Here is a 24,740-nt window from a genome sequence, read left to right as displayed (position 1 = left end):
AACGGCTATTTTTACCTTACGTCCCCAAAAGACACTAACAATAAAACATGCTCAGTAAAGGTGAGTAAAACAAATCATCTTTCAATTCAAAATATTCATTCAGTAGCCAATTTAACTTGACCACTACGGCCTTGGCTCAAGCAAGTTACTGAAACCCAGTCCCGATAGCATTTTAATAAAAAACACCTCGAGTCTATTATATGCACGACAATGAAAAATAATTTTGTCCTGATGAAAGATGGCAACACTCACAATGGACAAGGCCCGAACATATTCCATCACAGCCGTCGGAATTTATTCCATCCACGCCCAATGAATCACTCTTGTTTCTGAACCCGTTGCAGGGAAGACTTGAGTCCAGCCTTGGCACTTTCCAACATTGGTGCCAACTTGGCTGCAGAATCAGGACTGAAGAAACAACTACTGGAATCCAACTGAGCCAAAGGGTTAAGCTGACTCATCTGTCGCTCCAAGCGCTTGATGATATGCTCCAAGTCCCGCTCCAGATCGACAAATACCAATAAAACATACTGACTATCACTGTAATGGGCCGCTATATCTGCGGTTCTGATTGTGTTGAGAATAAGGTTACCAAGCTCCTTGTGTTGGCGGCTCAGAGCCTCATCATCTATGTCTTTGCCCGGTATCAGTTCCAGAAAAATGATCCCCGAGTGCGCACCAAATCTACGCCCGAGATTAAGTTGCCTCGGAGCCATCATGATGAAACCATAATGATTCAGCATTCCGGTTTCCCGATCACGCATTGACAGTGATTCGATACGATGACTTTGGCATAACAACGCCAAATCTTGTTGCAAAAGGATCTGAAAAGGCTCCAGCATATAGGGGCTAATATGCTGTTGTTCATTGGCATGAGCATTAATGACACAGAGGCAACCAAAAACAGAACCATCAGGCCAAAGAACAGGCCTGGAAAGAATACCAAGTACATTGCTGAATTCCTTAGGGGAATCCTCCGTTGTTGAACGAGTCAGATCCAGATTTACCCCTTCAGGAGGAGCATCAACCATACGCTGAAATACACTTTCATCAGCCGCAAAGACCTTGCCAGGCGGAAATCGATTACTGGCATCGGCAGCACTGACAATAACTTCAAATCCCAAGTCTGTCTTTTGAAGCACAAAAACCTTGTCGGCTTGATAATAACGCTTCATTAATTCACATTGATGCATCCAACGAATAAGGTTGAGTCTGTGGCTTTCACTTTCCAGTAAGCTCTTACCTGGGTCTATGGTGTCCGGGAGCATGTTTCTTCCTGAATTGAATGGCTTGATTCATCCTTAAGTGTGGAAGCTAAATGGGAGTTTCGCAAATTGGTCAAATCAAGTGCCAGCGTCCTTGGCTTTGGTTATAATGCGCCCTCTTTATTTTCTTAAAGCCAGCCGATGCCAGAATCCACACAATACCGCCAAGCCAAGATGGCGGACATTGAGACCATTGCCACCCTGGAAAAACGTTTCAATCAAGATGAACTGAGTGCCAAAGAACGTACTCGGGGATTCGAGGGACAAGGGTTTTCCGTCTCAGAACTAAACCCTTTAGTCTCGGCTGGCCTGGTCTGGGTGGCTGAGATCTCAGGGGAAATCATGGGTTATCTCATCCTCGGCGACTGGAACAAGCTTAATCATTCACCTTTATGCCAAGCCCTATACCAGCGACTTAGCCAGGGGCATTGCGCACTTAAAACCGATTGGCGCAATACTCTTCACTATGGCCCAGTTTGGGTTCATCCCAAGTATCGGGGCAAAGGTGTATTTGATGGGTTGTACTCTGCTGCTAGAGAAAATAATGACGCTCCCTGGCTGGCGCTGATCGCCGAAGACAATGAAGCATCTCTACGAGCGCATAGCCGCCATGCACGCATGCAAACATTGGACTTTGTGACACTCTGCGGCCGTGATTTCTACCTGCTGCAGGGATAAACTTGAACAATGAATTTAACTCATCGTTTGAATTCTACCCTTTGAACCAATTGAGCCAAGATTTAAAACAGCGAGGCCCATATGCCACAGACACCGGAAAGCTTGATACTTACCAGTAAACAGTTACAGCTATCGGCTTGGGACAATGTCAGGTATCTGGTCTCTGTTTTGGCCCTGCAAGGCGAACCGACACAAGTATACGAGGTAACACTCGAAGGCAAGCTTCATTATCTGGTTAATGGATTAGGGGTAAACTTTGATTGTGGTCGCTGCAACAGCTATCAGACACCAATAACCCTCTTGACCGTAACAGATATCAATCCGAACCGAACGCTTGATATCGCCCCGCTATCTGCAGAGCAAATCAATTATCTCTGTATGGAAACGGCTCATTTTGATCACTGTTATTAGACCGGCTCTAACAAAGAAAAAGGACCCGCTATAAAGAGCGGATCCTTTTTGAAATCTACAGCAATCACTCGGCCCTTAGGCGTATTTGCTCTTGAAGGCCTTTAATGTTAAGCCGCTGCCGATTCATCCTCTGAATGGCGGATCAGGTAGTCAAAGGCTCCCAGAGAGGCGGTCGCACCGCTACCCATAGCGATGATGATCTGCTTGTAGGCCGAGTTAGTCACGTCACCGGCGGCAAACACCCCTGGCAATGAAGTCTGACCGCGTTCATCGACAATGATTTCACCGCGCGGGGTCAACTCCACAGTACCACGCAACCATTCAGTATTGGGCACCAGACCTATCTGCACAAAGATACCTGCCAGCGCAATATTATGCTGCTCGCCACTGGCTCTGTCTGTGTAGTTAAGGCCGATAACCCGACTGCCATCACCAAGGACTTCAGTCGTTTGCGCCTGGGTGATAATAGTGATGTTACCCATAGATTTGGCCTTGCGCTGCAGCACATCATCGGCGCGCAATTTACTGTCAAACTCGAGTACAGTCACATGCTCAACTATGTTGGCCAGATCGATAGCCGCCTCGATACCCGAGTTACCGCCGCCAATCACCGCAACCCGTTTACCCTTGAACAGCGGGCCATCACAGTGAGGACAATAAGCCACACCGCGGCCACGATATTCCTGCTCACCGGGGACATTCATTTCCCGCCAGCGAGCTCCTGTGGCCAACAAGACAGTGCGGCTCTTGAGTAGGGCACCATTTTCCAGTTCCACTTCATAGAGGCCATTGCTGCCGAGACGAACCGCCTTCTGGTTATCCATCACATCCACTTCATAGTCGCGAACATGCTCTTCCAGATTTGCCACCAACTTGGGGCCTTCAGTCGCCTTGACCGAAATAAAGTTTTCAATGCCGACGGTTTCGCTGACCTGGCCACCGAACTTGTCGGCCAACAGCCCAGTGCGCAGTCCCTTACGGGCGGCGTAGATGGCGGCTGATGCCCCGGCAGGCCCGGCGCCAACCACCAGCACTTCGTAGGGCTTACGCTGGTTAAGGCTCTCGGCCTGGCGGGCAGAGACATTGGTATCCAGTTTATTGAGTATCTCTTTCAGGCTGATGCGGCCGGCAGAGAAAGGCTCGCCGTTCAGATAAACCGAAGGCACGGCCATGATATTGCGCTGCTCAACCTCATCCTGGAACAAGGCACCATCTATCATGGTATTGCTGATCCGCGGGTTGATCGCCGCCATCATATTGAGCGCCTGCACCACATCCGGGCAGTTCTGGCAGCTCAGAGAGACAAAAGTTTCAAAATGATATTCCCCTGGCAGGCTGCGGATCTGCTCGATCAGCTCGGCCTCCAGCTTGATGGGATGCCCACCTGTGTGCAACAGAGCCAGCACAAGTGAGGTAAATTCGTGCCCCATGGGCAAACCGGCAAAACGTATGTCAGAGCCCTTGATTGAGGTAACTTGCATCGCCGGGGTACGGGACAATGACTGCTCGGTCACACTGACCAGGGAAGACAGCGAGGCAATATCCTGTGCCAGAGCCAACAGCTCTTTGGACTTTGGGCTTTCATCTGCAGATACGACAAGTTCAACTGGTTGCTTGAGGTTCTGCAGATAGGTTTGCAGTTGATTTTTCAGATTCGCATCCAACATGATGACTCCAGAATCAGACTAAAGGAAAACAGAAATAGTGCGGGGAAAGAGGCTCCGAACCCTTGCAGGGGGAGGTTCGGAGCCTTCTGGGTCAGACTGGCAGTTTAGATTTTGCCAACCAGGTCCAGAGAAGGAGCCAGAGTTTCGTCGCCTGGCTGCCACTTGGCTGGGCAAACTTCGCCGTCGTGAGTAGCAACATATTGAGCAGCTTGGATCTTACGAACCAGTTCGCTGGCACTACGTCCGATACCCAGGTCATGGATTTCAGCGACTTTGATTTCACCTTCAGGGTTGCTGACGAAAGTACCGCGCAGGGCGACACCGTCTTCCTCAACCAGCACACCGAAGTTACGGCTGATTTCACCGGTTGGGTCACCTATCATTGGGAATTGGATCTTGTTGATGGTGTCGGAAGTATCGTGCCATGCCTTGTGAGTAAAGTGCTTGTCGGTAGACACAGAGTAAACTTCAACGCCCATGGCTTGCAGTTTTTCGTAGTGGTCAGCCATATCACCCAGTTCAGTTGGGCAAACGAAGGTAAAGTCGGCTGGATAGAAGAAAACTACAGACCACTTGCCCAGCAGATCCTGTTCGGTCAGCTCAACGAATTCACCTTTGTGGAAGGCGGTAGCTTTAAAGGGTTTGATTACAGAGTTGATGATTGACTGAGTCATTGTATGCTCCCATTTTCAGTTTGAATTGTCCGGGTCAACTTCATTGCTGCCCGTCGATGGAAGTCATATTAACCAAAGGGTTTAAAATAAGATAACGGATAAAAGCTGTTGCCTTAATCGGTTTTTCAGAGGAACTTGTATCGGGAGCGAAAAAAAGCGATTACCCTTCGCTCCCGAGCAAGTTATTGATCTATTGGTTATCACTGAACTTATGCTGTTCCAACCAATGGCTCAGCAGGCGTACACCATAACCGGTAGCTCCGGCCGGAGCCAACTGAGTGTCGCTCCTGACCAGGGCATTACCGGCAATGTCCAGATGAGCCCAGGGTTGCTCACCGGCAAAACGCTTGAGAAACATCGCCGCCGAAGAAGCCCCGGCGCTGCCTTCACGGCCTGTGTTGGTTAAGTCCGCTATGCTGGAATGCAACTCTTCGCCGTAGGCCGGATCCAGCGGCAGGCGCCACAGTTTTTCCCCCACCTGCTGCCCCGCATAGGTCAGTTGCTGCACCAAAGGTTCCGAGTCACTGAACAGGCCGGCATATTCCACCCCAAGGGCACGCACCTTGGAGCCTGTGAGGGTCGCCACGTCCACTATCACTTGTGGTTGGTATTGCTCGCGGGCATACCAAAGACCATCGGCCAGCACCAGACGTCCTTCGGCGTCGGTATTGAGGACTTCAACCGTCAGCCCCTGGGCAGTCTTGATCACATCCCCGGGGATCATCGCACGGCCCGAGACCATGTTTTCCGCCAGCGGCATGATACCCACCAGGTTAACCGGCGCCTTGGCGGCGGCCATGGCCTTGACCGTTCCCAACACTGTGGCGGCGCCGGCCATATCTGACTTCATCCGCGCAATCGAGGTGCCGGTCGCCTTGATGTTATAGCCGCCCGAGTCAAAGGTAATCCCCTTCCCCACCAGCGCCACCGGAGCATCATCACTGCCTTGCCAGTGTGCCACTACCAACCTTGGGCCACGCTCACTGCCTTTGCCCACGGCCAGCAGCGCACCCATATTGAGCTTGGCCAGGTCTTTGGGCTCCAACACCTTAACCTTGACGCCAAGACGCTTGAGTTCCTTGGCCGCATCGGCAAAGGACTCGGGATAGAGTTCGGCGGCAGGTTTGTTGGTCAGATCCCGCGCCAGCACCACGCCATCGGCAATCGCTGCTGACTTGAGGTGATTAGTCTCGGCTACCTTGGGCTCGGCGACCGCAAAATAGTACTGTTTTTCGGTGCGCGGCTTGGCCGTAAAGTCACGATAGCGATAGCTTGCCAGGGAGATCCCCTGGGTCAATTCGGCGATAAACCCTTGGCTATTGGGGATATCAGCGGCCCAGACAGCCACCTTGGGTTGTTTGACGGCTTCCAGATGATTTGACAGCTTGCCCCCCAGCAAAGCTGTCTTCCCCGGCGTCAGTTCAGCATCCCCAAGCCCGAGCAGCAACAGGCGCTCAGCTTGGGTACCAATGGGGGCCAGCAATTCGAGCAGATCGCCCTCCTGGCCTGTGAAGTTAGCGGCAGTAATGGCGCGCTGCAGTTGTTTGCGGGTATCTGCCTGCAAGCCTGCGGCCGAGTAGAGGGTGCCATCCTGATGCTGGAACATCACCAAGGTGTTGGCCGGGGCGACTTGAGTGGCAAACTCATACTGTTCGGCCTGTATCGTCCCAGCGCCCATAAGGCAAGATAGGGTCAGAAGTTTTACAGCTAATCTTTTGTTTTTATTCATTTGTACTGCTTATCGTTAATGAGGGCAGACAAATATAACATCAGGGCTTTTACGGACCAGCGTCCTTAACAATCCCTTACAAATTAGCCTACTGCCAGAGTTCGAAGCGACTGAGGGAGCGGCCGAGATCGCAGTCCAGAACAGCAGACAAGCCGGCGGCGCCCTGCTTTAGCCCGGCACTGGTAAAGTTCTTCGGTGTCCTTGAGGCAAACACTACCCAGTTGCCTCCCCCCGTGAGACAGGCACGCACATCGGGGAAATGCTGCTGCAGGCGCGCCAGCAGGCCTCTGTCCTGACTGTGCTCTTTCCAGCAGTTGAGCACCAGCAAACCCTCACTCTTGAGCAGCGCCAGGCTCTGCTCGATAAAGGTTTGGCTCAGCTGACCGGCGTCAACGCCTTCAGAGCCGTAAAGATCGGCGAAGATAATATCTACCTTCTTGTGCTCGGCACTGGCCAGAAACTGATTGGCATCCTGATTGATAAGGTTCAACTTTTTCGACAGTGGCAATTGAAAATGGCTCTTGGCCAACTCCAGCACCAGGGGGCGCAACTCGACCGCTGTAAGCTTGATAGCGGCATCAAAATGCCTCAGCGCATGCACCAAGGCGCCGCCGCCCAGCCCCAAAATAATGGCGCTCTTGGGTTTGAGGTACAAAAGCGCCAGCAGCATGGCCTGCACATAGGTGTGCTGCGGTACATGGGGAGCCTTTTTCAACAGTTTGCTCTGCTCGTCGTGTTCGCCGAAGGCCAAGATCCGACAGTCGCCATCATCGAGGACAGCGACGCTGCCCCATTCATCCTGTTGCTGCACTAAGGTGCGATAATCTGACATGCTTGAATAATTCTCGGTTGGGGAGTTTATCCCCTGTGACAAAGTCGCTAGTATGCCAGCAAATGCCTTATTTCTCACAGAAGCATACGCCATATGACTCACAATATTCTGATTGCCTGCCTCTATCTCGGGGTGTTTTTCTTTCTGCAGCGGGCGCTGAAAAATGCGGTGCAAACCCTGGCGGACAAGAAACAGGTCAGCGCCGCCCGCACCAGCCTGGTGACCCGCTTTATCAGCTATCTGTTGTTCTTTGTCACTCTATCGTTGATGGCCGTTTCTCTGGGACTCGGCTATCAGGAAGTTTCACTGTTCGTGTCTTCGGCATTTGCCGTGCTGGGGGTGGCTTTGGTGGCCCAGTGGTCGATACTGAGTAACCTCACCGCCGGGGTGCTGATCTTTTTCGTGTTTCCCTACAAGGTCGGTGAGCGGATCAAAGTTGTCGACAAGGATGAGGATATTACCGGGGTATTGTTGGAAGTGGGGCTGTTTCACGTGCTTATCCGCCGCGACAACGGCGATACTGTTACCTACCCCAACAACCTGATACTGCAAAAAGCCGTACTGAAGCTGGCACCCGGCAATGCCTCGGCGCCGCAGGCACAAGAGACAACACCGGAGCAGTTACCCAAGCAGGATTAACTGAGCCTGCGCTGAAACAACGCTAACGCCTGCTGATACATCTGCAACGCCAACGCCGGGTCATAACGGGGATCGCCATCCCTCATAAAGGCGTGCTGGGCATTGAGTTCCTGCCAGCTGTATAAGGTCTGGCATTGTTCCAACCTTTGCTGGATGAGCCTGCGCCCTTCACTCGGCACATGGGGGTCCTGCTTGCCCCAGATAAGCACCAATTCGGCACGAATATCCCGGCAGCGGCTCAGAGAGTCATTCCCCGGCGCACTCGGGATAGCGCCGCTGTGAATATCTGTGGCGTAGAGACAAAATGCCGCTGCGATATCGGGATTAAGGGCAGCGCGAAATGCCAGGTGGCCGCCAACACAGACGCCCATGGCACCAATCCGGCCACGGCTCCAGGGCTGAGCCCGAATAAAATCCACCAGCGCCTGAGTATCATCATCGTGGGCTTCCAATGGCTTGCTCAGCTTGTCGCTGTTGCCTTTGTCCTTGCCACTGTCATCATAACCAAGCACAGTGCCCGGCGGATTGAGTTCGTGAAAAATCTCCGGCACCAATACCACAAAACCGTGACCGGCCAGCATGCAAGCCATGCGGCTTATTGGCGCGGTTTCCTGAAAAATTTCCGAGTAAAAAATGATGGCGGGAAAACAACCCTCACTATCGGGACGATAGACCCGGGTTTGCATGCTGCCGCTTGCCGTCGGCAGTTGATGAAGACTCTGTGTAACCAGCATGACACCTCCCTATGAGCATCTCCCCGATGCGGTTATTTCAATCTAGCAATCGGGGAGTCGGGTGTCAGTATTTATCTTTAGAGAATTCTTGCAAAGGACTAGGGCCATTTGCTGCGAACCACGTGCATCCAGGCCTGTAAGCCGACGCAGAGCACACATGGGACTTATTCGTACCTTCCTTAGAAAAGCTCGTTACCCGAACGCTCACCGCTGAGGAGTTTCTGTACATTGGACAGTGTGGTGTGGGCGATGGCGCCCAAGGCCTCTTCGGTCAAAAACGCCTGGTGACCGGTAAAGATCACGTTGTGGCAAGCTGACAAACGCCGGAACACATCGTCCTGGATCACTTCATTGGACTTATCTTCAAAAAACAGCTCTTTCTCGTTCTCATACACGTCCAACCCCAGTGAACCTATCTGTCCGAGCTTGAGCGCTTCCATGGCATCTATGGCGTTGAGCAAGCCACCACGACTGGTGTTAATCACCATCATGCCCGGCTTCATCTTGGCAAAGCTGTCTGCGTTGAGCAAATGGCGGTTTTCCGCCGTCAGCGGGCAATGAAGACTGATGATATCGCTTTGTTGGTACATTTCATCCAGAGTGACATAGCGAGCCCCCAGCGCCTCTACTTGCGGGTTGGGATAAGGGTCAAACGCCAGTACTTTACAGCCAAAGCCCAACAAGACCTTGATGGTGGCGATACCGATTTTCCCTGTGCCGACCACGCCCACAGTCTTACCGAACATGTTGAAGCCCACCAACCCTTCGAGAGAGAAGTTGGCATCCCGGGTGCGTTGATACGCCTTATGGATCTTGCGGTTCAGGGTCAACATCAGGGCGACCGTATGCTCGGCTACAGATTCTGGAGAGTAAGCCGGGACATTGACGACACTCATTCCCAGCCGTTTGGCCGCATCCAGGTCGACATTATTAAAGCCGGCGCAACGCATGGCGATGATCCGGGTGCCATTGGTGGCCAGTTCTGTCAACACCTCATCATTGAGCTCATCGTTGACGAAGGCGCAGATCACTTCGAATCCGTAAGCCAGTTTCACTGTTTGCATGCATAGGCGCACGTCGAAGTACTCAATTTGCGCCCCGAAGGCCTCGTTGGTACGGTTGAAATGCTGCATGTCGTAACGCTTGGCGCTAAAAAAACCTATCTTCATGCTGTTTATGACCCGGTAGTTGGACTGATAGCTAAAAGTGTAAGTGAATTACTTAAACTTGTCTTTGCCTAGCTCGGGCAATCTCACCGGAAACATGATGCAGCGCACCAAAAATAAAAAAGCGGACTCCTGACAGTCCGCTTTTTTTGATGGGGGCTCAAGCGCCCCGACTCCGTGCTATCGGAGAATTAGCTTGGCCTAGTGCTCTTTAGCGTACTTGGCAGCTTCAGCACCGGCGATACGACCGAAGGTGACGATATCAGAGATAGCGTTACCACCCAGACGGTTGGCACCGTGAACACCACCAGTGGCTTCACCGGCAGCATACATACCTTGGATCAGATGACCGTCTTTGGCTTTAACCTCAGTCTTGGTATCGATCTTCACGCCACCCATGCTGTGGTGTACAGCTGGCTTAACTTCGATGGCGTAGTATGGAGCAGTACCCAGTTCACGAGGCAGGTTAGGACGCTCGAATTGAGTGTCTTTACCAGACTTCACGAAACCGTTGTAGGTAGCGATAGTCTTGGCCAGTTCGGCACCTGGAACACCAATCTTCTTGGCCAGTTCTTCAGGAGTCTTACCTTCGTCAACAATGCCCAGGTGGACATAGTTTTCAATCTTCTTCAAGCTCTTACGAACTGAGTCATCGAATACCAAGAAGGCGCTGGCACCTTTCTGTTTCAGGATGGCTGCAGAAGCCTTGTCACGAGTAGTGATTTCGTTGACGAAACGGTCACCTTCGCGGTTAACCAGGATAGCACCGTTACCACGTACGGCTTCAGTTACCATCACACCACCACGTGGGGACAGAGTTGGGTGAGCCTGTACCCATTCCAGATCGCGGGTATCGGCACCGGCTTGCATGGCAACATCCAGACCGTCACCGGTTGCACCTGGGTGGTTGGTAGCAGCAAAGCCTTTCAGCTTAGGATCGTACTTGGCAACGCGGTCGTTGTTCTTGGCGAAACCACCGGTAGCCATAACCACGGCGTCAGCCTTGATCACGTAGTAACCAGTGTACTTACCTTCAACCAGAACGCCGGTCACTTTACCTGAATCATCTTTCAGTACGCGAACAACGCGGCTGTTCAGACGGATATCGGTACCGCGCTTAACAGCGTTGTCCCACAGTACTTGGGCTACGTGAGCACCCACACCGGCACCACCAGTTGGACGGTGGCTACGGTTGACACTAGCACCACCCATACGACCCACGTCATTCATGTCGGCGCCCATAGCGGTCAACCAGTCGATAGAGTCGGAAGAGTTGTTGGCCAGTACTTTAACCAGCTCAGGATCGTTGATGTTGCGGCCACCTTTCATGGTGTCCTGGATCATGATCTCTTTCTTGTCTTTAATGCCCAGAGCCGCTTGAGGCTTGGTTTCAGCAGCGTTCATACCGCCTGCAGCCAGCTTGGTGTTACCACCAGCAACAGGTTCTTTTTCCAGCAAAATCACTTTGGCACCGTTGTCGCGAGCAGATACTGCTGCGGCCAGACCGGCACCACCAGAACCTATGATAACCACGTCAGTGGTTTCACGAGGACCGGCTGCAATGGCTTTTTCCTGAGCGTCTTTTTGTACATCGATAGGAACAAACTTACGTTCCCACTTGCCGCCGAATGGCATATCGAAATCGAAGCTGTGGCAAGCATCACAGTAAGCAACTGATTTTTCATGGCCTTTGTGGCAAGAAGTACAAGCGATTTCACCGATCAGGTGAGACTTGTGTGGAGAAATTTTCAGATCTTTTTCACCGGCAGCAATCTCATTCAGATCACCGTGGCAGCTAACGCACTGAGCGTTCTCATGGGTCAGGTTGTCATCGGTAGGACCTTTCTTGGAAACGTGGCAAGTATCACAACCGCCCATTTCACCATGAAAATCCGCCAATACATCTGCGCCGGCATAAGCTGTTCCGGCCATCATGCCGGAAATCAGTGCTGCCAGTGCTGTTTTCTTAAGTGCTCCCGTGAACATAGAGTGTTCCTCCACCATATTATTTCACATACTCGTATATAGCTATTTCGTACTACACTGCTTTTTATTTATATGAACCAAGGCTGTAGCACGTCATATCTCCCGCGACAGAAGATAACACTACCCCTTTAGGCATATATTTAACTGAGTCACAAAAAAATTTCTCTTGAGGCACCTTATCCACATTTCTGTGCACTCTTGCAGATAAGGCGGCTACACATTGATACAAATCACAGTTAACGTGCGGTATATCCATACCTGACTAACATTTCCGGAATCTGAGCTTCCATGTGAGAAAGTTCGACAAATACAAAGTCAAGCATAGTCGTCAATTAGCGAATACTGCTAAGCTAACGCAAAATTTATACTCTTGATCACAGATATCATCACCATGGCAAAAGCACAGATGTCGGAAAAGCAGTTTTGGCTGCAACGCCTTTGTAAGACTAGTCTCAGAGCCCTACATATTTTGGGAATAGTCGGCGCAGGTGGCGGTATTTTGCTGTCGGCCCCCAAAGAAAGCTGGCAGCTCTATTGGATCATGGCCATGGCCAGTGGTAGTTGCCTGATGCTGTGGGAGATAGTCCGGGATTGGCGCTGGCTTATCCAATTGAAAGGGGTATTGACCCTGGTGAAACTACTGCTGATCTTGCTATTCATTCCCTTGGCAAGCTACAAGAGCGAATTGCTCGTGACTGTGGTTTTACTGTCGGTCATAGTGTCACATGGACCTGCAGGTCTTAGACATTACTCTATAGTTCATAGACGCAGAATCGACAGCCGCAAGGAGATCAAGGGATGAATACCGCAGAGCTGATCACCGCCTTTGACCGACACCCAGAGATAACGCCGACGCTCAGAGTGCTGGACCTGGCCTGTGGCTCCGGGCGCAACGGCCATTGGTTTGCCAAGCAGGGCGCCGAGGTCACCTTCATCGATCGCAATCCCGAGGGTTTTGATGGCCTCTGGCACCAGTTTCCTCACTGCCAATTTATCGAATGGGATCTCGAACAAGGTGATAAACCCGAGCTTCAGCCTTTCGATGTAGTATTGGTGTTCAACTACCTGCACCGCCCCTCGCTTCCCTGGATTGCCAAACAGCTAAAGCCTGGAGGCTTGCTGTTTTACGAAACCTTTACCCAGGAACAGGCCAAATTAGGCCGCCCCAGCAACCCGGATTTCTTACTGAATGAAAGTGAGCTGCAACACAGATTTGCCAAATTTGAGACTTTACATTACTTTGAAGGCCATATGCCCGGCGGAGAAACGGGAATGCTACAGGCAAAGGCACAGTTGATAGCCAGAGCAGTTCGCTGATCCGCCTTTATTCAGCCGTATCAAGGACCTGTAATGTTTCCCTATCCCGAGCAGTATCGGCTTGCCCTGCCCCCGCTGATCACCGCCTTTATGGTGCTCTGGTCTTTGTTGACCCGACCTCTGCTGGGAGATGCCAGTCCATTCGCCCTCTATCCCTTGTTGTTATTATTTCCCCTGGTGCTTGGGCTACACCTGCACCTTATCTGGCAAGCCGCCGGCTTACGTCGCTTGGATCAGGCCTTCTACGCTCTGGTACACGGTATTCTGGCTTTCGTAGTCTGGACCTTTTGCATCATGCATGTGGGCGGTCACAGCTTCTCCTAAGCTTCCGGATAAATAAAAAGGGGCGCGGTTTACACCGAGCCCCTTTGGCTTGGAAAGGGAGAGTTATTTGTCCTTAGGGTCGAGCAAGCTTGATTCTTCGGACGCAAGAACCAAGTTTAAAAACAGGTAGTACACCAATACAAAAGCGCTCAGTGAACCGACCAAATAGAGAGTTACCTGCAACATGATGGCCTCCGCTGACGGTTATAGATTGATGGACTCATCGGGGATCTTGTAAATCACACACTCTGGATACGGCTCACACAGAGATGGCGTATTGACTTCATCCTTGCCCTTGGTGGGTGTCGACGCCAGCAGTAGCGGTAAAGCAAACAGAGTAGAAAGCAACGCAAATCCAATCGCATTTTTCACAAACTGATTCAAACTTTTCATCGTCTTTTCTCCTGCTGGGAAATGGGTGGGCGCAAACTGCGCCCGAGATTGCTTTAACCTTTTGGCCCGGTACTCAGGGTAAAAACCAAGCGCTTTGGTGGTCAGGCAATCAAGCTTGTCCCTAAAGCTATCTCAGGCAGGGGAAAGCACCATAATGAAAAGGTGACGGAAAGGTGATGTCTTATAAATCAGTTAATTACTTCAACTATATCGGTATTGGCAGGCCCCAATAACGCCAGCGAGATCTGGCCATCATCTGTCACTGACAGCAATCTTGGGGAAACTTTCTCCATCGGAATGTCGCGCTCCTCTCTATTACCCGTGTGGAGATCTATCTTGAGAATACCCATGGCATGATCGTTGGGCCGCAGTAACCAGAGTGCCTCGGCAGCCAGTTGCCAACTGCTGCCGAAGTGAGGAGTATATTGGTCATAAAAGAGTTCTTCGACGCCCTGCTTCAGGCGCCAAATCCCTTTCTTGTACAGGCGGGTAAAATAAAGAGTACCGTCGGCGGCGTATTTGGCAGAAAAGCCATCCATCAGCAAAGGTTGCTGCTCGCCACTGTCCAACATCAGGCTGTTTATCTGCCAGCGACCATCGACACTGACGGCTGCCAGCAGTTCATTGCTACTGCGCCCCCAACTGACATTACGGACATTGCCCAGTTGAGGGAAAAACTTGAGTTCACCGTTTTCAGGGTTAAGGACAAACACCTGTTGATTGAGACTACCGGCAACCAGCTTGTCGTCGGCTGAATAACTGAGTTCATCTATATGGGAAAAAGTGCTCAGGCGACTCAGCTGTTTCTCGGTGCCCTGTTCATCCCGACGCCATAGTTGTGGCAAGCCGCTGCGATTGGAAACAAAGATCAACTCCTTGCCATCGTGGCGCAAGGTACCGGCGGTATCACGGCGACTGGACGCCACAAAGCGCTGCGGCTTGGAAGCCTCATCGAAGGGCGAGGACCAGAACCAGATCTCCTCTTCAAACAGTTCGCCGACAACTGCCGCCATGCGTCCACCACTATTGGCCGAGGGAGAATTGATTTCCTGCAACACACTCGTCAGCCGGGTTAACTTGCGGGGTTTGAGTTGCAAACGGTGAAGTTGCCCCTCCTCACCTCTGTATACCAAGGCGTTGCCGCCTTTATCCCAGGCGATACTACGCAGTGGATACCCCACCCGCTGCAGGTTTTGCCAATCACCGGATTCAATATCAAAGAGTAAGATCTGAGTATCAAACCAGTTGATACTGCGCAGCACCGCCAGACTGTGACCGTCGGGAGACAAAGCCAGCGCATAGTCGCCGCGCCCCACCACATGAGGTTGACTCAACTGCTGACGCCGGCCATCGCTGAGGCTGAGCAGAAAAATGCGTTTGAAGCCTTCGACCCCATCGGCATCGACATAAAACAGCGAGCGGTTCGATGGGCTCCAGGCGATGCTGGTAGACTGTGTCGTCTGATGACACTGGCTGACTATGCGGCTGCGCATCCCTTCGTCAGTCAGCTCTGTCAACATGATACGGCAGCCCTGAGTTTCACTGAACGCCAAATAAGCCAAGGCCTTGCCATCGTGGCGCCAGGCCGGGTAGCGCAGACTGTAATCACCCACAACAGGAATGGTTTTGATGACCCTGTCGCCGAGTGACATCAGCTCAATATGCCATTTATCGGCGTTCAGTTCCCGATAGGAAAACGCCAGCATACTGCCATCGGGGGACAGACTGGGGTCCACCTCCTGACCATTGAGTGAAGTCAGTGGAGTCAGACGCCGGATGGCCACATCGGTCAACTCAAGCTGGGGGTTTTCCCGGGCCGGTGCCAGATAGAGCCAACTGGCGATACCCGCTGCCAGCACTCCGAAGGCGCCGCCCCAATAGCCCCACTTGCTGCCGCCTGCAGCTATCTTTTGCTCAGTCTCGGCACCTATCGGTTTTATTGGCAAAAGTTCGTCCGGCGAATCGTCATCGAGTGTCGTTTCACGCACTTTCGCTATTAGTACATAGCCCTGTTTGGGCACAGTCTTGATAAAACGTGGCGCTCTGGGATTATCCTGCAGATGCTGGCGCAGCAAACCGATAATGCGGTTGATGGCGTTATCCGTGATAATACCGCCGTGCCAAACCTCCTGGATCAACATCTCTCGGGTCACCAAGGTGTTGGCATGATGGATAAGACACAGCAATACCTGCATCACCCTGAGTTCGAGCCGTACTTGAGCCTCTTCGCGGCTCAACGTACTCATCTGAGGGTCAACCAACCAATCTTCCAACAGGTAACCTGAGCGCCTTCCCATACCAATCCATTTCCAATTCAAACACTAAGATACTAATTGCCGCGGTTGTAAAAGAGAAGTAAAGCACTCAAATTAACCCAGGTAAGATATGGACAAGCCCCATGATGCTCTGCGTTGGCTTACGCGCCTGGATGCAACAACGCCCAAGAGCTTGCATCTGCCGACAGCCGCGGTTATCTTTGCCGTCCATTTTCATTGAGGCCATGACATGTCAGATTTTGTCTACAATCCACCAACCGAGCCTTGGCTGGATATTCTCTACCAGGACAAGGACATCATAGTCATCAATAAACCTTCGGGACTGCTCTCGGTTCCCGGACGGGATCCGGCCCATCACGACAGCGCCTATGCCAGAGTGTTGGCCGAACATCCGCAAGCACAAGTGGTTCACCGCCTGGACATGGCCACCTCGGGCGTACTCTTATTGGCACTGAGGCGCAGTGCCGAGCGTGAGCTGAAACGCCAGTTTCGAGACAGGGAAACCCAAAAGAGTTACTACGCCAGAGTCGCCGGTCATATCAAGGCCAACCAAGGCAGTATAGAACTGCCACTCATTTGCGATTGGCCCAACAGGCCCAGACAGAAAGTCGACCATCAAGTGGGTAAGCCGTCACTGACTCACTATGAGGTGATCAGCAAGGGACGCTATTCAACTCTGGTCAAACTGATCCCCATCACAGGGCGTTCACACCAACTCAGGGTGCATATGATGGCGCTGGGCCACCCCATTCTGGGCGATGGTTTCTACGCCGACTCCTGGGCAAAAAGATTGGCTCCCAGATTGCTGCTGCATGCCGCCAGCCTCAGCATCAAGCATCCCTACTCGGACGAACCCATGAGCTTCAGTGCACCTGTGCCTTTTCTCGCGCCCGAAGGTGAGCAATAACGGCTAACGTCACCATAGATGTTGAGCCAAAAGTCGCCATAAGACTGGCAATTTTACAATAAAACACGTAGATTCATGCCTGATTATAAGCAATTTAGGCGTGATGCTGTGGATACATCATTTCAAAGAGATCAACTGGACAATCAGATCCTGGAAGCCCTGATGCAGGATGCTCGAACCCCTTTTGCCGAGCTGGCCAAACGCTTCAGCGTCAGCGCAGGTACGATTCATGTCAGGGTCGAAAAGATGAAACAGGCCGGTATCATCACCGGAGCCCAAATAACAGTTAACCCCAAGGCTCTAGGCTATGATGTCTGTTGCTTTATCGGCATCAATCTCAAGAGTGCCGGTGATTATCCCGCCGCCATCTCCAAGCTCAATGAGTTGGAAGAAGTAGTCGAAGCCTACTACACCACGGGCAACTACAGCGTATTTGTCAAAGTGATGTGTCAGTCCATCGATGCCCTGCAGCACGTATTGATTAACCGTATCCAGTCGATAGATGAAATTCAGTCCACCGAAACCCTGATCAGCCTGCAGAACCCGATTGTCAGGGCGGTAAAACCCTAACATCTGATCCGATTAGTTAAAAAAAATGGCCCGGCTTATCACCGGGCCTGATTTTAATCAGAAACAGAAAAGTAGTGGGTCATCACCTTGTAGAGCTCAGTCCCTTGGTGCACCGACGCCGATGCAAAATGCAGCACGGGGATCACATCCTCATTGAGTGAGAGCCTGGTGACTTCAGTACCGACATCGACTCGGTCGAGCCTGAGCATATTGACCAGAGGTGTGCCCGCAGCCAAAGGTACTCCCGGCTCGGCCAGATACTCCACCATCCCTGCCATAGGCGCGTGAAACTTTCGATAGTCTTTCAGCAAACAAGCAAAACGTGGCATCACCTCGGGCTGTATGCGCTGGGTTATCGCTCCCCTATGGCTCAAATAACTTAATATCCCTTCCGCATCCCGGCTGGCATCGGCAAGATCGATACGCTCCTGGCTGCCAAGCTCCAAGGTAAAGGCTGACACGGCGACTCTCAGATCTCGCCCCCGGCTCTTGGCATAATCGCTAAGTTGCCACCAGGGATTGAAGGCCGCTTCATCCATGGCGCCACCAAAACCTTTGGGCATTACCAAGGTGTAGGGAATATGAAAGTAGCTGGCTGCGGACAACTCATATTCGGGGCAATAGAGGTGTTTACAGGACTTGGGGCCGGTGTGCAGATCCAGCACTATGTCAGCGCCGTGCGCCAGTTTCTGCAGATTGAGCGCCAATCTCTGGCCGGTCGTCACTCCCCAAGGATTGGCCAATGCCTGTTCACAGTTGCCAATAAGAAGCTGACGAAAAGCATCAAACAATACCTGCTCCTGCAGCTCACTATACTGCGGATACCAGTCATCCAGGTGGACGGCCTGATCCAGATAGGCTCGGTTCCAGTTGATACCTGTGATGGGGTCGAAGCGGCCCAAGGTAAACTCACCACTTTTCTGGTTGATCCCCAAGGGGTTGGCCAGAGGCACCAGAGTGATATCCCCCAGAGGCGGATGCGCCTTGAAGTACTGCAGCAACTGCAAAATCACCGCATTGCCCTGCACCTCGGCGCCATGCACATTGGCCTGAATATAGACGCTGGGCGCCGAATGACTGGAGCCTTTGAAGCGATATATGGGGATGGTCAGAGGCTGACCTGCGGCCAGCTCCCCAACCTGCAGGTGTTCAAGCTGCATCCTGAGCACCTTCAAATAAGTTGCGATGCAAAGCGGCCACCACATCACCGGCTTCGGCTTCAGACACCAAGACACAGAGATTGTGTGGACTGGCGCCCTGACAGATCATTCGGACGTTATGGGGTTCGAGCACTTCAAATACCCGGCGACAGATCCCGGCAGTAGTGGCTATCTTGTTGCCTATAATGGCCACCAGGGCCAGCTTGTCTTCCACCCGCACCCGGCAGTGTTGCGACAACTCCTGCAACAGAGCTTCGGTCAGAAGCCCCTTACCGGCCGAATCTGAGCCTGTTTTGTCCAGCGTCAGCGATACATTCACCTCTGAGGTGGTAATGAGATCGACACTGATCTTATGCCGCGCCAAGATAGCGAAGGTTTCGGCCAAGAACCCCTGGGCATGCAGCATCTGCAGACTGTGCAAGTTAAGCAGGGTCTGATCTCGTCTCACGGCAACGGCCCTGAATACCGGCTCATCATCCACTTGGTGGCGGATCCAGGTGCCGCCTTTTTCCGGCGCCCGACTGGAACCGACAAACACTTGGATCTGTTGACGCACCGCCGGCAAGATGGTGGCAGGGTGCAACACCTTGGCGCCAAAAGTAGCCATCTCGGCCGCCTCATTAAAACTGATTTCAGCAATGGGCCTAGCGTTGGGAGCCAGTCTGGGATCTGTGGTGTAAATTCCTTCTACATCGGTCCAGATCTCCACCGCATCGGCTTCCAAAGCCTCAGCCAATAGGGCCGCGGAATAATCACTGCCGCCACGCCCAAGGGTAGTGGTTCGCCCCTCGGCATCGGCACCGATAAAGCCCTGGGTCACCAGCAGTTGTTGCTCAAGCAAGGGTTGTAATTTCTCTGTCGCCAGCCGCTTTAGCTCGGCAATTTGTGGTTCGGCCTTACCGAAATGGCTATCGGTACGCATCACCTGACGCACATCAAAGGCGCAGGCCTTGGCACCGCGTTCTCTCAAAACCGCGGCAAACAGTGCTGAAGAGCATTGCTCACCGAGGGACAGGATCTCATCCACCATAGCATTGCTCGGCGCCTGCAACAGCTTGGCACTGAGCGTTGCCATGCGGCTGAGCAAAGCATCCAGCGCCGCGGCTACATCGGCCGGTCTGCCGAGTTTATCCAGAATTGCGTATTGAATGCTGGCTATCTCTTTCAATAGCCTGAGACGACGCTCGTCCCCCATGTCTGCCTGGGACAACTCCACCAGCAGATTGGTCACACCTGATGAGGCACTCACCACAACCAAACGAGTAGCCGAATTTCCCAGCACAATATCGGCACAGCAATTCATCGCCTGATAATCGGCGACCGAGGTACCGCCAAACTTGGCAACAACTAGGGACATCAGCGCATTCCCCCGCAGGCAGGAGACAGGGAAAGGTTGACAACGAGAATAGATTTCATGAATTAAGCTCCGAACAGATAACGTTCGAAGAGCCTGGTGCTGAGATAACGCACCCCAAAGTAGGGAAAAAGCGATCGTCACCAGAAGCTCTCCACCAAAAACCAGGTGACAGCCGCCAGGATTCAGCCTGACCAACCGACCGGAGAGCGTTACCAATGCGCATCCCGACCTCGGCGTTAATCTCCCTCATGAGCCGTCATTGGAAATTGGCTTCCTCTGACTCACTACCTAGTTAACGCACCTCTTCTGTTCCTTTCTCTCAAAAGGGATTAAAAAATTAGCAATAAAGCCCTTATGAAGTCAATGCTAATTTGCACCCGATGAAATTTCCTCAACTCATCAGTCACTGAGCTCGGGTAACTCATTAACCAGTCTAGCCCTGTTTTTAAATAACCCGAGTTCAACTTCACACTCTCCCCTAAGGCAGGGCACTAAGGTTAATATGCCATTATTCACATAGTAGAGAGCGTTTTGATGGTACTTTAACGCCAACTCGATTGCTGCGGTCTTATCCAGAAACAGAGCCCAACTTTTCTCCATATGACTGAGATCCTCAGCCGCCCCTATGATCGCCCGGTAAGGTATGCCCAACTTATCAATATCACCTTGTAATTGCCGATCGAGAAGACGATTTTGACTGGAAGTCAGTTTTTGCCCCAAGGGATTATGGGCGGTGACAATAGCGAAAGGTATGGTGGAAGAAAACGACTGAGTCAATAAAAAGCATGCGCTCTGGTAGCATTGCCAGAGACTTTCAAATGCAGCATCCATTGTAGTATCTGTCTCTAATTAACCGAATTCATTCTAGCAAAGGGTTACAAAATCCCCTAGTCTCGTGAGCAAGCTCACAGTAAGGCAGAATGTAAAATGCTTAAGTTTCAACACTCAACATAAAAACTTGTGATGCGGATCATAGTTAACCATTAATTTGTTAACATTTTATTTGTTAACAAATGCCCAATCCTAGTACAATGTAATGTATCGATGAAGGCTTAGAGTTAAGCGTGTGACCCGGCTAGCGCCATTACGCGACAGCATAAGTCTCTATCGATAACGACTCTGTACCAAATGTAATCTGGTTTTAAGATAACGTTTTTAGAATTTCCAAGCCTTTCAGGAACTAAATCCCACGACTGGGAATCCTAGATTGTACAGTTCGCGCCTCTCCCAATTGGAGAGCATACTTTGCTAATCATGAAGTGTGTTGCCGTTTCATTTCAGTTTTGAACAGCACTTACGTGAACCCTGTGAATGTTGGCGTTTTAGGTATTAGAACGGAGCGTCACCCGCGCTCATGGTTAGATAAACTGATTTAATTAGGTAAATAACATGCAAAACCCGCACATTCTGATCGTTGAAGATGAAGCCGTTACCCGTAACACGCTGAGAAGTATTTTCGAGGCAGAAGGTTATGTGGTGACCGAAGCCAATGATGGCGCAGAGATGCACAAAGCCTTGCAAGAAAACAAGGTGAACCTGGTGGTTATGGATATCAACCTACCGGGTAAGAATGGTTTGCTATTGGCGCGGGAGTTGCGCGAAATCAACAATATCGGTTTGATCTTCCTTACCGGTCGTGACAACGAAGTGGACAAGATCCTTGGTTTGGAAATCGGTGCCGATGATTACATCACCAAGCCATTCAACCCTCGCGAGTTGACTATTCGTGCCCGCAACCTGCTGACTCGCGTCAACAGTTCAGGCATTGAAATTGAAGAAAAGGCCGCCGTTGAATACTACCGCTTCAATGGTTGGAGCCTGGAAATCAACAGCCGTTCTCTGGTGAGCCCACAGGGTGAATCTTACAAACTGCCACGTAGCGAATTCCGCGCTATGCTGCACTTTGTGGAAAACCCAGGCAAGATCCTCAGCCGCGCTGAGCTGCTGATGAAAATGACCGGCCGTGAGCTCAAGCCACACGACCGTACTGTCGATGTGACTATCCGTCGTATTCGTAAGCACTTCGAAAGTGTGCCTGATACACCGGAAATCATCGCCACCATCCACGGCGAAGGCTACCGCTTCTGCGGTAACCTGGAAGACTGATAAACACGCTTTATCAGCCCTACACAAAGCCAGCCTATCGAGCTGGCTTTTGTTTATCTGCTATCACCTATTTCAGTTCTCCTCGCTACTGATATTCACAGTAGCTTCCTCACGGTAAGTCTCTGCCGATCCCAGCTCCTTTATCTTAGGTAGCGCCTTGGCCCATATGCCACTTTCGGAAACAGTTGCCATACGATTGCCCATTGATGTACATGGGCATCCGCCGAGCTGAGTGCAAGTTTGATTCTGCTGGCTTCGCGGCACTAGATATTCGCCCATAAAAAAACCCGCCATCAAGGCGGGTTTTTCAGGATTAATTATCCTTACTTCTTGGCAGCGTTGCGTGCCTTGGTTTCAGCGATAACAGTCTCAGCCACGTTGGCAGGACATGGAGCATAGTGAGAGAACTCCATGGAGAACTGACCACGACCAGAAGTCATAGTACGCAGGTGACCGATGTAACCGAACATTTCTGCCAGTGGTACGTCAGCCTTAACGCGTACGCCAGTCAGACCGGCTTCCTGATCCTTGATCATACCGCGACGACGGTTCAGGTCACCGATAACGTCACCAACGTGATCGTCTGGAGTGAACACGTCAACCTTCATCACAGGCTCAAGCAGCTGAGGCTTGGCTTTAGGCATAGACTGACGGAATGCACCCTTGGCAGCGATTTCAAACGCGATCGCTGAGGAGTCAACTGCGTGGTAACCACCGTCGAACAGTTCAACTTCAACGTCCAGTACTGGGAAGCCAGCCAGAGGACCTTCGTTCATCATGTCTTCGAAGCCGCTTTCAACTGCTGGCCAGAATTCACGAGGTACGTTACCACCAACAACGCTGGAGGTGAACTTGAAGCCACTACCAGCTTCGCCTGGACGGATGCGGTAGTCGATCTTACCGAACTGACCAGAACCACCAGACTGCTTCTTGTGAGTGTAGCTGTCTTCAACGGCTTGAGTGATGGTTTCACGGTAAGCTACCTGTGGAGCACCAACAGTCAGTTCAACACCGTGAGTACGCTTCAGGATGTCTACTTTGATGTCCAGGTGCAATTCACCCATACCCTTAAGGATGGTTTCACCGGTTTCTTGGTCGGTTTCAACCTGGAATGATGGATCTTCTGCAACCATCTTACCCAGAGCAACACCCAGCTTCTCAGAAGCGCCTTTGTCCTTAGGAGTTACAGCGATAGAGATCACTGGATCAGGGAAGATCATAGGTTCAAGAGTACATTCGTGCTTAGGATCACACAGAGTATGACCAGTCTGAACGTTCTTCATACCCACAACGGCGATGATGTCACCGGCTTGGGCAAAGTCGATCTCTTTACGATCGTTAGCGTGCATCTCAACCATACGGCCGATACGCTCGGTCTTACCGGTAGCACTATTCAGGATAGTGTCACCTTTCTTCATCTTACCAGAGTAGATACGGATAAAGGTCAGGGCGCCGAAACGGTCATCCATGATCTTGAACGCCAGCGCGCGCAGTGGCTCGTCGGCAGATACAGTAGCGACTTCACCGGTTTCTTCACCAGTTTCTGGGTCAGTCAGAGGCTGAGGCTCAACTTCTGTTGGAGATGGCAGGTAGTCAACAACCGCATCCAGAACCAGCTGCATGCCCTTGTTACGGTAAGCAGAACCACAGTATGTGGGGAAGAATGACAGGTTGATGGTACCCTTACGGATACAACGCTTCAGGTCTTCGATAGAAGGCTCTTCACCTTCCATATAGGCTTCCATCAGGTCGTCGTCCTGCTCAACGGCAGTCTCAACCAGTTGCTCACGGTATTCTTCAACCAGATCAACCATGTCTTCTGGAACTTCTTCTACAGAGTAGTTTTCTGGCAGACCAGAATCATCCCATACATAGGCTTTACGGTTCAGAACGTCAACAACGCCCTTGAACTCGTCTTCTACGCCGATAGGCAGAGTCATAACCAGTGGAGTCGCAGCCAGAACGCGCTTGATCTGACCTACAACACGCAAGAAGTCAGCACCCATGCGGTCCAACTTGTTTACGAAGATGATACGAGCAACTTCAGATTCGTTAGCATAACGCCAGTTGGTTTCGGACTGAGGCTCAACACCACCGGAACCACAGAATACGCCAATACCGCCGTCCAGAACTTTCAGAGAACGATATACTTCAACGGTGAAGTCAACGTGTCCGGGTGTGTCGATGACGTTGAAACGGTGATCTTTCCAGAAGCAACTTACCGCAGCAGACTGAATGGTAATACCGCGCTCGGCTTCCTGCTCCATGAAGTCAGTAGTAGTGGTACCGTCGTGGCTGTCACCCATCTTGTGGATTTTGCCGGTCAGTTTCAGGATACGTTCTGTGGTAGTGGTTTTACCCGCGTCAACGTGAGCAAAAATACCAATGTTTCTGTATTTTGATAAGTCAGTCATGATTCAACTTCAAATGATTAGTTAATAGGAGACGGAGTATGCCACTTCAAAGCTGCGACAGACGGAACCCCATAAATAAGGCGCGTATTATAACACCGAAACCCCCATAGGCTGCAATCAGCAGTTTCAATTTTC

The 24,740-nt window shown here is 51.5% G+C and carries 22 protein-coding genes and 1 riboswitch; of the genes, 8 read left to right on the top strand and 14 right to left on the bottom strand.

What is annotated here, in order from left to right; all coding sequences use genetic code 11:
* Window positions 1–317: 317 nt before the first annotated feature.
* A complete protein-coding gene (locus K5621_RS03985) occupies window positions 318–1,268 on the bottom strand; it encodes a GGDEF domain-containing protein (RefSeq protein ID WP_100142518.1) in 951 nt (316 codons plus the stop codon).
* Between the two features lie 138 nt (window positions 1,269–1,406).
* On the opposite strand from K5621_RS03985, the gene K5621_RS03980 reads away from it, so the two are divergent.
* Window positions 1,407–1,943: a GNAT family N-acetyltransferase gene (locus K5621_RS03980; RefSeq protein ID WP_221050486.1), complete on the top strand. Its 537-nt coding sequence runs from the start codon at window positions 1,407–1,409 to the stop codon at window positions 1,941–1,943.
* Between the two features lie 518 nt (window positions 1,944–2,461).
* Here the strand turns inward: K5621_RS03980 and ahpF are convergent.
* The 4 genes from ahpF to K5621_RS03960 all read right to left on the bottom strand — a co-directional run bounded on the left by ahpF (window position 2,462) and on the right by K5621_RS03960 (window position 7,256).
* Window positions 2,462–4,021: an alkyl hydroperoxide reductase subunit F gene (ahpF, locus tag K5621_RS03975; protein WP_221050485.1), complete on the bottom strand. Its 1,560-nt coding sequence runs from the start codon at window positions 4,019–4,021 to the stop codon at window positions 2,462–2,464.
* A gap of 104 nt (window positions 4,022–4,125) precedes the next feature.
* Window positions 4,126–4,695 carry an alkyl hydroperoxide reductase subunit C gene (gene ahpC / locus K5621_RS03970; RefSeq protein ID WP_028779456.1) on the bottom strand — a complete coding sequence of 190 codons (570 nt, stop codon included), beginning with the start codon at window positions 4,693–4,695 and terminating at the stop codon, window positions 4,126–4,128.
* A gap of 190 nt (window positions 4,696–4,885) precedes the next feature.
* Complete coding sequence (locus K5621_RS03965; RefSeq protein WP_071476540.1) at window positions 4,886–6,424, bottom strand: leucyl aminopeptidase; 1,539 nt, start codon at window positions 6,422–6,424, stop codon at window positions 4,886–4,888.
* An 88-nt stretch (window positions 6,425–6,512) separates the two neighbouring features.
* Entirely contained in the window at window positions 6,513–7,256 is a 744-nt protein-coding gene (locus tag K5621_RS03960; protein ID WP_039035049.1) for a spermidine synthase, read from the bottom strand.
* Window positions 7,257–7,349: 93 nt separating this feature from the next.
* Between K5621_RS03960 and K5621_RS03955 the strand changes: the two genes are divergently transcribed.
* On the top strand, window positions 7,350–7,895 hold the full coding sequence (locus tag K5621_RS03955) for a mechanosensitive ion channel family protein (RefSeq protein WP_039035050.1): 546 nt from the start codon (window positions 7,350–7,352) through the stop codon (window positions 7,893–7,895).
* Here K5621_RS03955 and K5621_RS03950 read toward each other — a convergent pair.
* The 3 genes from K5621_RS03950 to fccA all read right to left on the bottom strand — a co-directional run bounded on the left by K5621_RS03950 (window position 7,892) and on the right by fccA (window position 11,781).
* Window positions 7,892–8,629 (bottom strand): dienelactone hydrolase family protein, encoded by a 738-nt coding sequence (locus tag K5621_RS03950; protein WP_221050484.1) that lies wholly within the window; start codon window positions 8,627–8,629, stop codon window positions 7,892–7,894. The two genes, K5621_RS03955 and K5621_RS03950, sit on opposite strands and share 4 nt — an antisense overlap.
* 179 nt (window positions 8,630–8,808) lie before the next feature.
* Complete coding sequence (locus tag K5621_RS03945) at window positions 8,809–9,798, bottom strand: 2-hydroxyacid dehydrogenase (RefSeq protein ID WP_208125071.1); 990 nt, start codon at window positions 9,796–9,798, stop codon at window positions 8,809–8,811.
* A 198-nt stretch (window positions 9,799–9,996) separates the two neighbouring features.
* Window positions 9,997–11,781 carry a fumarate reductase flavoprotein subunit FccA gene (gene fccA / locus K5621_RS03940; RefSeq protein ID WP_221050483.1) on the bottom strand — a complete coding sequence of 595 codons (1,785 nt, stop codon included), beginning with the start codon at window positions 11,779–11,781 and terminating at the stop codon, window positions 9,997–9,999.
* A gap of 391 nt (window positions 11,782–12,172) precedes the next feature.
* On the opposite strand from fccA, the gene K5621_RS03935 reads away from it, so the two are divergent.
* The 3 genes from K5621_RS03935 to K5621_RS03925 are packed head-to-tail and all read left to right on the top strand — an operon-like array spanning window position 12,173 to window position 13,422.
* Window positions 12,173–12,583 carry a hypothetical protein gene (locus K5621_RS03935; RefSeq protein WP_221050482.1) on the top strand — a complete coding sequence of 137 codons (411 nt, stop codon included), beginning with the start codon at window positions 12,173–12,175 and terminating at the stop codon, window positions 12,581–12,583.
* Window positions 12,580–13,098: a class I SAM-dependent methyltransferase gene (locus tag K5621_RS03930; RefSeq protein WP_100142509.1), complete on the top strand. Its 519-nt coding sequence runs from the start codon at window positions 12,580–12,582 to the stop codon at window positions 13,096–13,098. Before K5621_RS03935 ends, K5621_RS03930 begins: the two co-directional genes overlap by 4 nt.
* A gap of 33 nt (window positions 13,099–13,131) precedes the next feature.
* Window positions 13,132–13,422 carry a hypothetical protein gene (locus K5621_RS03925; protein WP_028779462.1) on the top strand — a complete coding sequence of 97 codons (291 nt, stop codon included), beginning with the start codon at window positions 13,132–13,134 and terminating at the stop codon, window positions 13,420–13,422.
* A 204-nt stretch (window positions 13,423–13,626) separates the two neighbouring features.
* On the opposite strand, the gene K5621_RS03920 is transcribed toward K5621_RS03925, so the two are convergent.
* Window positions 13,627–13,815 carry a hypothetical protein gene (locus tag K5621_RS03920; protein ID WP_025008933.1) on the bottom strand — a complete coding sequence of 63 codons (189 nt, stop codon included), beginning with the start codon at window positions 13,813–13,815 and terminating at the stop codon, window positions 13,627–13,629.
* Between the two features lie 188 nt (window positions 13,816–14,003).
* A complete protein-coding gene (locus tag K5621_RS03915; protein ID WP_221050481.1) occupies window positions 14,004–16,112 on the bottom strand; it encodes a winged helix-turn-helix domain-containing protein in 2,109 nt (702 codons plus the stop codon).
* Window positions 16,113–16,320: 208 nt separating this feature from the next.
* Here K5621_RS03915 and rluA point away from each other — a divergent pair, with 208 nt between their 5' ends.
* Window positions 16,321–16,998, top strand: coding sequence for a bifunctional tRNA pseudouridine(32) synthase/23S rRNA pseudouridine(746) synthase RluA (gene rluA, locus K5621_RS03910; protein ID WP_221050480.1), 678 nt, complete (start codon window positions 16,321–16,323; stop codon window positions 16,996–16,998).
* A 108-nt stretch (window positions 16,999–17,106) separates the two neighbouring features.
* The gene (gene asnC, locus K5621_RS03905; RefSeq protein ID WP_025888669.1) at window positions 17,107–17,568 is read left to right on the top strand and encodes a transcriptional regulator AsnC; all 462 of its coding nucleotides are present in this window, start codon (window positions 17,107–17,109) and stop codon (window positions 17,566–17,568) included.
* A 53-nt stretch (window positions 17,569–17,621) separates the two neighbouring features.
* Here the strand turns inward: asnC and K5621_RS03900 are convergent, their stop codons facing one another.
* The 3 genes from K5621_RS03900 to K5621_RS03890 form a co-directional block, all read right to left on the bottom strand.
* Window positions 17,622–18,728 carry a succinylglutamate desuccinylase/aspartoacylase family protein gene (locus K5621_RS03900; protein ID WP_221050479.1) on the bottom strand — a complete coding sequence of 369 codons (1,107 nt, stop codon included), beginning with the start codon at window positions 18,726–18,728 and terminating at the stop codon, window positions 17,622–17,624.
* On the bottom strand, window positions 18,718–20,085 hold the full coding sequence (gene lysC, locus K5621_RS03895) for a lysine-sensitive aspartokinase 3 (protein WP_221050478.1): 1,368 nt from the start codon (window positions 20,083–20,085) through the stop codon (window positions 18,718–18,720). The genes K5621_RS03900 and lysC overlap by 11 nt, the downstream gene beginning before the upstream one ends.
* A 136-nt stretch (window positions 20,086–20,221) precedes the next feature.
* Window positions 20,222–20,399, bottom strand: a riboswitch (Lysine riboswitch).
* Window positions 20,400–20,484: 85 nt separating this feature from the next.
* Window positions 20,485–20,916: a DUF3293 domain-containing protein gene (locus tag K5621_RS03890; RefSeq protein WP_100142505.1), complete on the bottom strand. Its 432-nt coding sequence runs from the start codon at window positions 20,914–20,916 to the stop codon at window positions 20,485–20,487.
* Window positions 20,917–21,474: 558 nt separating this feature from the next.
* Between K5621_RS03890 and arcA the strand changes: the two genes are divergently transcribed.
* Window positions 21,475–22,191, top strand: coding sequence for a two-component system response regulator ArcA (gene arcA / locus K5621_RS03885; protein ID WP_100142504.1), 717 nt, complete (start codon window positions 21,475–21,477; stop codon window positions 22,189–22,191).
* 323 nt (window positions 22,192–22,514) lie between these two features.
* On the opposite strand, the gene fusA is transcribed toward arcA, so the two are convergent.
* Window positions 22,515–24,605 carry an elongation factor G gene (gene fusA, locus K5621_RS03880; protein ID WP_100142503.1) on the bottom strand — a complete coding sequence of 697 codons (2,091 nt, stop codon included), beginning with the start codon at window positions 24,603–24,605 and terminating at the stop codon, window positions 22,515–22,517.
* Window positions 24,606–24,740: the final 135 nt, after the last annotated feature.

This window comes from Shewanella carassii (assembly GCF_019670705.1).
Lineage (GTDB): Bacteria > Pseudomonadota > Gammaproteobacteria > Enterobacterales > Shewanellaceae > Shewanella > Shewanella carassii.
Note: the sequence above shows the minus strand (reverse complement) of the source record. Positions and strands in the feature narration are given on the sequence as shown.